General features: G+C 31.1%; 8 protein-coding genes. 6 read left to right on the top strand and 2 right to left on the bottom strand.

The window, feature by feature from the left end; genetic code table 11:
* Window positions 1–16 precede the first annotated feature (16 nt).
* The 3 genes from BMY86_RS09250 to pbpC are packed head-to-tail and all read left to right on the top strand — an operon-like array spanning window position 17 to window position 8765.
* On the top strand, window positions 17–5506 hold the full coding sequence (locus BMY86_RS09250) for an alpha-2-macroglobulin family protein (protein ID WP_091468055.1): 5490 nt from the start codon (window positions 17–19) through the stop codon (window positions 5504–5506).
* 4 nt (window positions 5507–5510) lie between these two features.
* A complete protein-coding gene (locus BMY86_RS09245) occupies window positions 5511–6386 on the top strand; it encodes a hypothetical protein (RefSeq protein WP_091468053.1) in 876 nt (291 codons plus the stop codon).
* A complete protein-coding gene (gene pbpC / locus BMY86_RS09240) occupies window positions 6387–8765 on the top strand; it encodes a penicillin-binding protein 1C (protein ID WP_091468050.1) in 2379 nt (792 codons plus the stop codon). It begins immediately after the preceding gene.
* A gap of 55 nt (window positions 8766–8820) precedes the next feature.
* Here pbpC and BMY86_RS09235 read toward each other — a convergent pair whose 3' ends face one another.
* A complete protein-coding gene (locus tag BMY86_RS09235; RefSeq protein ID WP_091468150.1) occupies window positions 8821–10368 on the bottom strand; it encodes an Rne/Rng family ribonuclease in 1548 nt (515 codons plus the stop codon).
* Window positions 10369–10692: 324 nt separating this feature from the next.
* Window positions 10693–10986: an HU family DNA-binding protein gene (locus BMY86_RS09230; protein ID WP_091468047.1), complete on the bottom strand. Its 294-nt coding sequence runs from the start codon at window positions 10984–10986 to the stop codon at window positions 10693–10695.
* Between the two features lie 132 nt (window positions 10987–11118).
* On the opposite strand from BMY86_RS09230, the gene mutY reads away from it, so the two are divergent.
* From mutY to gldD, 3 genes are all read left to right on the top strand, one after another.
* Complete coding sequence (mutY, locus tag BMY86_RS09225) at window positions 11119–12150, top strand: A/G-specific adenine glycosylase (RefSeq protein WP_091468044.1); 1032 nt, start codon at window positions 11119–11121, stop codon at window positions 12148–12150.
* Window positions 12151–12185: 35 nt separating this feature from the next.
* Window positions 12186–12599: a single-stranded DNA-binding protein gene (locus tag BMY86_RS09220; protein ID WP_091468041.1), complete on the top strand. Its 414-nt coding sequence runs from the start codon at window positions 12186–12188 to the stop codon at window positions 12597–12599.
* Between the two features lie 109 nt (window positions 12600–12708).
* Window positions 12709–13260, top strand: coding sequence for a gliding motility lipoprotein GldD (gldD, locus tag BMY86_RS09215; protein WP_091468038.1), 552 nt, complete (start codon window positions 12709–12711; stop codon window positions 13258–13260).
* Window positions 13261–13315 lie beyond the last annotated feature (55 nt).

Genomic DNA, 13315 nt, shown 5'->3' with positions numbered 1-13315 from the left:
ATTCCCACCAACAGCTATGATAGCAAAACGAATGTTACAATTGATTCTGATATTGATTGTAGTAGTATCTTGTAGAAAAAAAGCAGAAGACTTTAATTCTAAATTTGAATTGTTTAAAAATTATATTTTGAATTTTAGTTCCGGAATGGTTTCCGCCAAAAGTGACATTCGACTGGTATTAGCTTTTGAAAATAAAAATTGGAAAGCAAATGAAGAAATTGACGATGATTTATTTAGCATTAGTCCAAGTGTAAGTGGGAAAGTAATAGCGCTATCAAGCAATACTTTAGCTTTTGTTCCTGAAAAAAAACTAAAACAAGATACTGAATACCAAGTTACTTTTCATTTATCTAAACTAAAAGAAACTCCAGAAGCATTAGAAGATTTTAATTTTACGATTAAAACTATTAAGCAAGATTTTGCTATTAATACTGTTGATTTACAATCATATAGTAAAGAATATCAATATCTTAATGGGGTTATTACTTCCAGTGATGATTTAGAATTTGATATATTAAATAAGCTAGTAAAAGCAGAACAAAAAGGAAAAGACTTAAAAGTTAAATTCCTTAAAAATGGTGCGATAAAAAACGAATATCGATTTACAATTGATAGTATACAACGTTTTAATGAAGATTCTGAAATCGAGATCAAATGGAATGGGAGTTCAGAAGATATTGAACAAGAAGGGAATCAAATAGTTGAAATTCCTGGAAAAAATAATTTTAAAATTGTAAATACTTGGGTAGATCAAAAAGAGACTCAAAGTTTGTCAATAAATTTTTCAGATCCAGTTTTAAAAGAGCAAGATTTTAGTGGGTTAGTTCAAGTTGAAACGGCTTCTAATTTACGTTTTGCTACAGCCGGTAATGTCCTTAAAGTGTTTTTTGAGCATCCGCTTAAAGGGGAACTGTTAACAGAAGTTTTTCAAGGAATAAAAAATGATATTGAAAAAGGCTTAAAAGAAGGGTTTTCGAAAAAAATAACTTTTGAAGATGCTAAGCCAAGTGTACGTTTTATTAAAAGTGGAACTGTTTTGCCTAGTTCAAATAATTTAAAAATAAATTTTGAAGCTGTAAATTTAAGTGCGGTTGATGTAAAAGTATATCAAATTTATAAAAATAATGTGCTGCAATTTTTACAAGACAATGAATTAAATGGCGGAAGAAATTTAAGACAAGTTGCACAACCTATTTCAAAAAGTAAAATTGTTTTAAAATCTAATAGCTATACCAATTATAGTAAATGGAATGCATATGCCTTAGATTTATCAAAAATTATTAAAACTGAACCTGGTGCGATTTATAGAGTGGAATTATCATTTAAAAAGAAATATTCGTTATTGAAATGTAGTACAAATTTAATTGATGATGAAGAAGAAAGTGAAGAAGAGGATGAAGAAGTTCGAACTGTAGACGACTATTATGATGACTATTATTATGAAAGTTATAGTTGGATGGAAAGTGCAGACCCTTGTTCAGATTCGTATTATTATGATAGTAAAATAGCCACTAATGTAATCGCTTCAGATTTAGGAGTAATTGCAAAAAGAGGAACAAATGGAGCTTATACTTTTGCGGTTAATAATATCATTACAACAGAACCAGAAGGAAGTGCTAAAATAGAATTGTTCACTTTTCAACAACAAAAATTGGGAGAAACTTCAACTAATAGTGATGGTATTGCGAACATCGATCTTAAAAAATATGCCTATTTCGCTATTGTAACCAAAGGTAATCATACCACTTATGTGAAATTAGATGAAGGACATTCTTTATCAGTTAGTAATTTTAGTGTAGGTGGTGAGGAGCTTCAAAAAGGATTAAAAGGATTTATTTATACCGAAAGAGGTGTTTGGCGTCCTGGAGATACTTTGTTTGTTTCTTTTATGTTAAACGATTTAGAAAGCAAATTGGAAAAAACCCATCCAATAAAATTAAGTATTACCGATCCACAAGGAAAAACACGTTATCAGTCGATTAAAAAGTATAATGATTTGAATCATTATCAATTTAAAATTGCGACACGATCTTCTGATCCTACTGGAAATTGGGAAGCTAAAGTGTCAATTGGTGGCGTGCATTTTTATAAAAGTCTTAAAATTGAAACCATAAAACCTAACAGATTAAAAATTAAAAATGGTTTTTCAAACGCAACTTTATATGCAAATTATAAAAATTCTGCAAACGTTAGTGTTGCATGGTTACATGGTGCAATTGGTAAAAATTTAAAATTGGACATGCAAGCAAAATACATTCAAGATGTAACTACTTTTAAAGGTTTTGAAAAATTCGATTTTGATGATGAAGTGAGAACATTTGGTACTGAAGAAGTAAATGTATTTTCTGGAAAAGTAAATGAAAACGGAATAGCAAATGTTTCCATTGAACCAAGAATAACCAACCAAGCTCCAGGAAAATTGAAAATGGTACTTCAAACTAAAGCATACGAACCAGGTGGCGATTTTAGTACTGATGTGGTTTCTGCTTCGGTATCACCTTATCGTACATATGTAGGTATTAAAACTCCAGAACCCAATAAATATGGAACTCTAGAAACAGATGTGGTAAATAAATTTGACATTGTTACTGTTGGAGAAAAAGGCGAACCAAAAGCGGTTTCTAATTTAGAAGTACATGTTTTTAAGGTTGAATGGAAATGGTGGTGGAATTCATCTGATAATGATTTGTCTAGTTATACATCTTCTGAAGTTACAATGCCATACAAAAGATACTTAATAAGTACAAACGCTTCAGGAAAAGGAAGCGTAGCTTTTAGCGTTCCGGAAAATGATTGGGGTCGTTATTTAATTCGTGTTATTGATCATAACGACGGACACGCAACGAGTTTAACCACAATAATAGATTGGCCAGTTTGGTCTGGAAAAACGAAAAAAGGTGATTCTTCAGCTGCAAATATGTTAGTTTTTGCAACAGATAAAGATAAATATGAAGTTGGTGATGAAATTGATGTTTCATTTCCTTCAAGTGAAGGCGGTAGAGCATTTGTGTCAATTGAAAATGGAACGAAAGTAATTCAAACTAAATGGATTGAATCTAAAAAAGGAGAAACTAAATTTTCTATTGAGGCTACTAAAGAAATGGCGCCAAATGTATATATACATATTACATTGCTAAAACCACATGCTTCAACTTTAAATGATACGCCAATACGTATGTATGGAATTATTCCTATTGAAGTTATAGATAAAAATACAGTTTTACATCCGCAAATTGTATTACCTGCGGTTTTAAAGCCAGAGCAAAAAACGACTTTAAAAGTAAGTGAGAAAAACGGTAAAGAAATGACTTATACCATAGCAATTGTGGATGATGGATTGTTAGATTTAACTAATTTCAAAACTCCTAATGCTTGGGATAAATTTTATTCTCGACAAGCACTTGGTGTAAAAACTTGGGATATTTATGATGATGTAATTGGGGCGTATGGTGGAAAAATAAATCAGATATTTAGTATTGGTGGAGATCAAGATTTAGGCGGAGGTAAAGCCAAAAAAGCAAATAGATTTAAACCTGTTGTGATTCATTTAGGTCCATTTAAATTGGAAAAAGGTCAAACTAAAACACACACAATAAAATTGCCAAATTATATTGGGTCGGTTCGAGCAATGGTGGTGGCTGGAAATGCAAATGAAAGCGCTTACGGAAGTGTGGAACAAACATGTTTAGTAAAAAAGCCATTAATGACACTTGTTTCATTTCCTAGAAAAATTTCTTCAAAAGAAAGAATCACTGTGCCAGTTACCATTTTTGCAACAGAAAAATATATAAAAAATGTTTCGGTTCAATTAGTTGCGTCAAATGGAATTTCTGTTATTGGGAATAAAACACAACAAGTTACTTTTGAAAATCCAGATGAAAAAGTGGTGTATTTTGATGTGGCTGTTGCCGATTTTTCAGGAATTGCTAAACTAAATTTTATATCAACTTCTGGAAAAGAGAAATCAATTTATACTGTTGAGGTGGATGTAGTAAATCCAAATCCAGTTTCGCAAGATTTTGTGGAAATAGTAATTCCTGCTAATGGCTCTAAAACATTAAAATGGGATACTTTTGGTGTGTATGGTTCGAATAAATCAAGATTGGAAATTTCATCTTTCCCATCTGTAGATTTTAATGGAAGACTAAGTTATCTTATACAATATCCACATGGTTGCGTAGAACAAACTACTTCAGCAGCATTTCCACAATTGTATTTGTCTGATATTGTAGATATAGATGCGAATCGAAAAGCACAAATTCAAAACAATATCAATGCAGCGATTATTAAGTTAGGCAATTTTCAAATTAGTTCTGGCGGATTGTCGTATTGGCAAGGTAACGGAAGTGCAGACGATTGGGGTACTTCTTATGCAGGACATTTTATGTTTGAAGCTGAGAAAAAAGGATATATTTTGCCTGTTTCGTTCAAACAAAAATGGGTAAATTATCAACAATCTGAAGCAAAAAGATGGCGATTTGATGCAACACAGAAAAATGATTTCGCTCAAGCTTATCGTTTATATACTTTAGCTTTATCTGGAAATGTAGATATGGCATCTATGAACAGATTAAGAGAAACAGCTTCAATTTCTAACGAAACTAAGTATCGTTTAGCGGCAACGTATGCTTTAGCGGGTCAGAAAAATGCGGCTATGAATTTAATAAAAGGCGTTTCAGCGCAATTAAATGCGGATATGTTTAGTTGTTATTACGGTTCAGAACAAAGAAATAAAGCAATGTTGTTAGAAACATATGTGTTGTTAGATAATAAATCGGAAGCTTTCAAACAAGCAATCAAAGTAGCCAAAGATTTATCTTCTAATAAATATATGAGCACACAATCTACTGCTTATTGTTTATATGCGATTTCAAAATTCGCCATTAAAAACAAAGGGGCTGGAATAAATGCAACGTATTCATTTGGTGGAAAATCAAATGTGGTAACCAGTACAAAATCTTTTATCGATAGAAAACTTGATGTGAAAGCAGGAAATTATGCAACAACTATAAAAAATAATAGTAAAGCACCAATTTATGTTCGAGTTTTAAATAGTGGAATTTTACCTGTTGGTAAAGAGAAAGTAATGGGGAAAAACTTAAATGCGACTGTGAAATTCACTACTAAAGCTGGAGCAATTTTAGCTGTTTCTAAAATAAAACAAGGAACAGAAGTTGTAGCTGAAATCACTATTTCTAACCAAGGAACAGAAAGTATGGACAACATCGCCTTATCACAAATTGTGCCATCTGGTTTTGAAATTATGAATTCTCGTCATACCGATTTTGGTTCATTTGGTAAAAACGTAGCCGATTATATTGACATTCGTGACGATAGAACTCAGTTTTATTTCTCTTTACGAGTGGGAGAATCTCGAACATTTAGAGTGTTGATGAACACCAGTTATTTAGGTCAATACTATTTACCAGGAATACAGTGCGAAGCTATGTATGATAACAATTACATAGTAAGAACAAAAGGACAATGGGTAACAATTATTAAGTAATCACATGGAAAATTTCATAGCTATTATAGCTAGTGTATTGTTTGTAATTGTTTCATGTAAACCAAAAAACCAATATATTGATTCAAGTATTGATGTGGTTGATACTGTAACTGTTTCTTTCGTAGATTCAGTTACAGTTGAAAAAGGAGAAATTGTGGAAGAAACAGAAGAAAAGCCCATTAATATAGATAGTGTTTTACAAGCAAATATTGACATTGATAAAGAACTTACTTCAGATTCAATATATAATGCTATTAGTCCTGTTGGTGAATATGAGTTGTATAATGGTCAAGTAGTTGCTTTTACAAGATTAGAAAAAGAGGGTGATATTTATGCAATTGTTTGCCCAAATGTTTATTCAGAAGAGCAAGCTAAAATTGATTTTTATATGCTTCAAAATAAAAAATGGAAGTACCTACATTCTTCGGAAGTTGATAATGTTGTTTATTTTCAATCTGTAGATTTAAACAATGATGGAATTTCTGAAATTCAATCTATAGGTCATTTTAATATGAATGGAAATTGTTATAATTATTTTTTTGGATTTAGTAAAGCTGAAAATAAATTTTACAATGGTGGTTATTTTTTTTCAAGTATATATGAGTTTAAACCTAAAGAATCCAGAATTGAAGTGGTTTATGAAGGAAGTTGGTACATGCCGTTTTCTCAAACAATCTATTATTGGAAAAACCATAAATTGATTCCATATAAAGAAGTTGAGGTAAGTTTGAAAATCGCCGATATGAAACATCATGCACAATACATCAAATATTCTGAAAATTTGAATTTGGATAAAGATTCGTTAGAATTGAAATTTAAAAAGAATTATAGAGGCAAAAAGTTAAATGAGTTTTATGATAAATTTTTTGAAAACAACTAAATGAAAACGAAATTTTTAGCCTTATATTCAAAAGTCAAACAGAAAATTCTACACCATAAAAAGAAATCTATTGTTTGCTTTATTTTGTTGGTTTTGTATTATTTTTCGTTGCCTTTTCAATTGTTTGATACTAGTTATTCAACGGTTATAGAAAGTGCAGAAGGGCAATTATTAGGGGCAAAAATAGCTTCTGACGGACAATGGCGTTTTCCTGAAAATGATAGCATTCCAGATAAATTTAAAAAATGCATCGTCGCTTTTGAAGACCAACATTTTTATAAACATTTCGGATTTAATCCAGTTTCCATTGTTCATGCGATTCAGGAAAATAGAAAAGCGGGTCGCGTGGTTCGTGGTGGAAGTACACTAACACAACAAGTCATTCGTTTACATAGAAACGGAAAAAAGCGTAGTTATTTCGAAAAAATATTTGAAATAATTTTAGCGACACGTTTAGAATTTCGTCATTCTAAAGAAAAAATTTTGCAATTGTATGCTTCACATGCGCCTTATGGAAGCAATGTGGTTGGAATTGAAATGGCATCTTGGAAATATTTCGGATTGCAACCGCATCAATTATCTTGGGCTGAAACGGCTACATTGGCGGTTTTACCAAATGCGCCAAGTTTAATATATCCAGGTAAGAATCAGGAAAAATTACTTAAAAAAAGAAATAGGCTGCTAAAAAAGTTATTTATTGAAAAAGTAATAGATAAGGAAACCTATGAACTTTCTTTACAAGAAACGTTGCCGCAAAAACCTTTCGATTTGCCAAAAATTGCACCTCATTTGGTTGAAAAAGTGGCTAAAGAACATCGTGGTGAAAAAGTAAAAACAACTATTCAAAGTAGTTTGCAGCAACGTACTAATGAAATTGTAAATCAATATTATCAGATTTATAAGCAAAATCAGGTTTATAATATGGCAGTAATTGTTCTGGATGTGAAAACGAACAATATTATCAGTTATGTTGGAAACACACCAACCGAAAAACAACATCAAAAAGATGTAGATATTATTGAAGCACCTAGAAGTACAGGTAGTATTTTAAAACCGTATTTGTACGCATCCATGTTAGATGACGGAGATTTGTTGCCAGAAACATTAGTAGCAGATGTTCCAACTCAAATTTCAGGATATACGCCACAAAATTTTAATCTTACTTATGATGGTGCCGTTCCTGCAAGTAGAGCATTAGCACGTTCCTTAAATATTCCTTCAGTACTAATGTTGCAAGATTATTCAGTGAATAAATTTTATGAACAATTGCAAAAATTAAAGTTGAGAAATATTAATAGACAACCTTCAGATTATGGTTTGTCATTAATTTTAGGTGGTGCTGAATCTAATTTGTGGGATTTAACAAAGGCTTATGCTTATATGGCTAGAACCAATAATTATTTTGCTTTATCACGAGGTAAATATCGTAACGAAGAAATGGCCCAATTGAATTATCAATTCGATAATAAATTGGATTTCGGAACAGAATCTACACAAAAAACAATTTTAGGTGCAGGACCAATTTGGCAAACATTTAATGCAATGAAAGAAGTGAATAGACCACAAGGTGATGAAGCTTGGCGATTTTATGATTCTTCTCTTGAAATTGCATGGAAAACGGGTACTAGTTTCGGAAGTCGAGATGCCTGGGCTGTTGGAGTAACGAAAGATTATGTAGTTGGAGTTTGGGTAGGTAATGCAACAGGAGAAGGAAGGCCATTGTTGACGGGAGTAGATACGGCAGCGCCAGTTTTGTTTGATGTTTTTCAATTATTACCCCGTTCAAAATGGTTTGATGAGCCTTATAAAGATTTAGAAGAAGTGATGGTTTGTGAAAAATCGGGACATTTGGCTACAGAATTTTGTCCTTCAAAAAAACAATTCATTGCCAAAAGAGCTAAAAAAACAAAAACTTGTCCGTATCATAAAATTGTTCATTTAGATCAGACTTTGCATTTTAGAGTAAATAGTAGTTGTGAATCGGTTGATAATATTGTTTCTAAATCGTGGTTTGTATTGCCGCCTGTAATGGAATGGTATTATAAAAGTAAAAATGTTGATTATTTAAATTTGCCTCCTTTTAGGGAAGATTGTGTAAATGCTCAGCAAGATAAATTTATGGATTTCATCTATCCAAAAGCGAATACAAAAGTAATTTTAGCTAAAGATTTTAATGGTAAAATACAAGCCGCTATTTTTAAAGTAGCGCTTTCAGATTCCAATTCTGAGTTGTTTTGGTATATTGATCAAAAATATTTAGGTGCTACAAAAACGTTTCATGAAATGCCTGTATTTGCTTCTAACGGATTTCATGTTATTACTGTGGTAGATTCAAATGGAAATGAAGTTAGGCGAAAAGTTGAATTTGAAAGTGAATAATTAAATTTTTTACATAAAAAAAACCGTTCCGATATTTTCGGAACGGTTTAGTTTTTTATAAAATTTCTTTTCCTTCTTGATCGAAGAAATGATATTCTAAGTACGTGTAAGCGTCACGTGGTATAATTTTCACCCATTTCTTATGTTCAAAAAACCATTTTGAACGTAAGGATGGAAAACCTTTAGTAAGGTATGCTGCCACAAATGGATGTGCGTTAAGTACAACTTTTTTGTGGTCTTTTATAATGCTTTCTAGTTTAGACGTTATTTTGTCAATAATTAAAATTGGCGCTTCAATTTGTCCGTTTTCGTTCGGATTCTCTTCGCTTGTTTCAATATTAACTTCAGGTCTAACTCTTTGTCTAGTAATTTGAACCAATCCAAATTTACTAGGAGGCAAGATTTTATGCTTGGCCTTGTCGTCACTCATTTCTTCTTTTAAGAAATCAAACAATACTTTTCTATTGTCTGGATTTTGCATATCAATAAAATCGACTACAATAATTCCTCCCATATCTCTTAGACGTAATTGACGCGCAATTTCTGCTGCTGCAATCATGTTTACTTCTAAAGCAGTATCTTCTTGGTTTAAGGCTTTGTTTGATCGGTTACCAGAGTTTACGTCAATTACGTGTAATGCTTCTGTGTGTTCAATAATCAAATAAGCACCTTTACTCATAGAAACTGTTTTTCCAAAAGAGGTCTTAATTTGTCTTTCTATATGATATTTCTCAAAAAGTGGCAGTTCTTTCGACTGATAGTGTTTTACGATAGACACTTTATCCGGAGCTATTTCTTGCAAATACTCCTTCGTTTGTAAAAACAAATTTTCATCATCTACTTGAATACTTGTAAAAGTATCGTTAAATATATCTCTAAGCATAGAAGAAGACTTAGTAAGTTCTCCTAATACTTTTGAAGGATGATGAGCAGTTTGTAATCTTTTGCACATGCCAGACCAACGGTCTAATAAGTTTTCAAGATCTTTTTCAATTTCGGCTGCTTTTTTGCCTTCGGCTACTGTTCTTACAATAACCCCAAATCCCTTTGGTTTAATAGATTGTAATAGTTTTTTTAATCGGTCTTTTTCTGCTCTATCTCCAATTTTTTGTGAAATAGAAACACGATCCGAAAACGGAACTAATACAACATATCTACCCGCTAAAGAAATCTCAGAACTAATTCTTGGTCCTTTGGTTGAGATCGGTTCTTTAACTATTTGAACTAAAATCGATTGATTGGCACTTAACACATCCATGATAGTACCGTCTTTATTGATTTCAGGCTCAAAAGGGAAATTTTTGAGTGAATAATCTTTTATTTTACCTGCGCTTACAAGTTTAATGAATTTAATCAAAGAACCTAAGTTTGGACCCAAGTCATGGTAATGCAAAAAAGCATCTTTTTCATAACCTAAGTGTACAAATGCTGCATTTAATCCGGCAACAGGTTTTCTAATTTTTGCAATAAAAATATCTCCAACCTGAAATTGCTGATTATCGCCAGCGTCTTTTTCTTTGTGTAATTCAATTAGTTTTCCATCTTTTAATAAGGCAAAATCTACCGCATCAGAACCAGATCTAATGATTAATTCTTTGTTCATGCTGTATCTTTTATATCCGAACATTTTTGTAATTCATTGATAAAAATCAATAAACTATCAACTTATTGCTAGGATGGATTAAACAATTTAGGTAAAATACCCGGTAGAATTTTAGTATAAAATTGACAAATCAATAGTATATTAAAATTCAGAATTCAATGAACTTTAATTCTTTTCTAAACAAAGAAAAGTAGTTTTTAGACTACTTTTTCTTTTTGTGACGGTTAGCTCTCGCTCTTTTTTTACGTTTGTGCGTCGCTACCTTATGTCTTTTTCTTTTTTTACCACTTGGCATAATGTGTAGTTTTTAATTAATAAATAATATTATACAGTTACTTCTGTCTTTTCTTTTACGCTTTCTACGAATACTTTAGCTGGTTTAAAAGCTGGAATGTTGTGAGCAGGAATTTTGATAGTTGTATTCTTAGAGATGTTTCTTCCTGTTTTTTCAGCTCTAGTTTTAACGATAAAACTTCCAAAACCTCTTAAATAAACATTGTCTCCAGTTTCTAAAGAATTTTTTACTTCTTCCATGAATGATTCTACAGTAGCTTGAACGTCACCTTTTTCTAGGCCTAATCTTTCTGAAATTTTCGCTACGATGTCTGCTTTCGTCATTTTCTTTTCGTATTAAATTGTATGAATTTTTTTGAGTGTGCAAATATATGAATTAAAAAAATACAAATTCAAACTTAATGAACTAAAATTTAACCATATAAATGATTTATTTTTGTAACCTTAGATTTTTATATGAATTTTTCAACTAAAATTATCAATTGGTACCAACAAAATTTCAGGGATTTACCGTGGCGAAACACCAATGATGCTTACAAAATTTGGCTTTCTGAAATTATTTTACAACAAACAAGAGTCAACCAAGGATTGCCATATTATTTAAATTTCATCAATGCTTTTCCAACAGTTTTTGATCTTGCAAATGCATCTGAACAAGAAGTTTTAAAGCTTTGGCAAGGATTAGGGTACTATTCTAGAGCTAGAAATTTACATTTTACCGCTAAAATTGTGGTTGAACAATATAATGGTATTTTTCCTAATACATATGCTGAATTGATACAATTGAAAGGTATTGGAACCTATACAGCAGCAGCAATTGCGTCATTTTCTTCTAATGAACCTGTTGCAGTAGTAGATGGGAATGTATTTAGAGTTTTAGCAAGAGTGTTTAGTGTTAATTACGATATTTCACAAAATACTTCCAAAAAATATTTTCAAGAATTAGCACAAAATGTGTTGTCTGAAAAGAATCCCAACATACATAATCAAGCGATAATGGAGTTTGGTGCTTTACAATGTGTGCCTAAAAATCCGAATTGTGAAAGTTGTGTTTTAAATACTAGTTGTGAAGCCTATAAATTAAATTTGGTTGCAGAACTTCCTGTAAAACTTAAAAAGGTTGAAGTTAGAAAAAGATATTTGAATTATATAATAGTCCAAGATTCAATTGGAAATTACCTTTTGCAAAAAAGAACGGGTACTGGAATTTGGAAAAATTTATACGAGTTTTATTGTATAGAATCGGAGAACGAAATAACTGAAAAAGAGGTTTTAAAAAGCGTTTCACAAGATTTCTCAATTGAAGACTTTTATCATTATAATAACTTCGATGTAGTACATAAACTTTCGCATCAACAATTAAATATTAAATTTTATTTTGTGAAAACGAAACAGGTTTTAGTTGAGAATGTTTATACTTTGCAAGAGGTTAAGGAGTTACCTGTACCAATTGTCCTACATAATTTCATGGAAAAAATTGTATTCTAAATAAAAATTAGTAAATTTGATAAAAAGTATAAGCCATGAACGGTACGTTAAATAAAGTTATTCTAATTGGACATTTAGGAGACGAAGTAAAAATGCATTATTTTGATGCAGCAAATTGTATTGGTAGATTTCCTTTGGCAACAAATGAAGTATATATAAATAAATCTACCGGTGAAAAAATAACTTCTACAGAATGGCATAATATAGTAGTGCGAAATAAAGCTGCTGAATTATGTGAAAAATACCTTTCAAAAGGAGATAAAATTTACATAGAAGGTCGTATTAAATCGAGACAATGGACAGCGGAAGACGGTACAACGAAATATACTACTGAAATTCAAGTAACAGAATTTACTTTTTTAAATACTAAAAAAGATTCTGATTTGTCTAAAGCTCCGAACACAAATCCGCCTAGTTCAAAAGATTTAGATTTTGAATCACTAGAATAGATTTATATTTTTACAGAAATTTTTAAAAAAGAAAAGAATATAGATAATGGTTAAAAGAAATTACTCTTTTACTGTTAACTATGTTCTTTTTTAATAAAATACAATTGATATGAAAAAGAACCTGTTTTTTACTCTATTAAGTATAGCTTTGCTTTCTTGTGGTGATGAAAAAATGCCAAAACCAAAAGGTCAATTAAGTTTAGAATATCCGCCTGCTAAATATCAGAAGTTTTCCAATTCTTGTGGTTTCGATTTCGAGAAAAATGAATTAACAACGGTTAAAGCAACTTCAAACTGCGGATTAGAAATTCATTATCCAAAAATGAAAGCTACGGTTTATTTAACGTATAAACCAGTTCAAAATAATTTAGAAAAATTATTGGTTGATGCGCAAAAACTAACGTATGAACATGTAATCAAGGCGAATGATATTGCGGAACAACCCTATATTAATGCTAATGACAAGGTGTATGGTATGTTTTATCAAGTTGGTGGAAATGCAGCAACTAATGCGCAATTTTATGTAACGGATAGTACACGAAATTTTGTAACAGCAAGTATGTATTTTTACTCAAAACCTAATTTCGATTCTATACTTCCGGCGGCCGATTATATTAAGAATGATATGAAAAAAATGATTGAAACTATTCGTTGGAAATAACTACATTTTTCTAAAAAATTAACAATAAAATCTTTTTCAATTCGTTATATTTGGT

The organism is Flavobacterium urocaniciphilum, assembly GCF_900110615.1.
Taxonomy (GTDB): domain Bacteria; phylum Bacteroidota; class Bacteroidia; order Flavobacteriales; family Flavobacteriaceae; genus Flavobacterium; species Flavobacterium urocaniciphilum.
The sequence above is the reverse complement of the archived record's forward strand: the minus strand, read 5'-3'. Positions and strand labels throughout refer to the sequence as shown.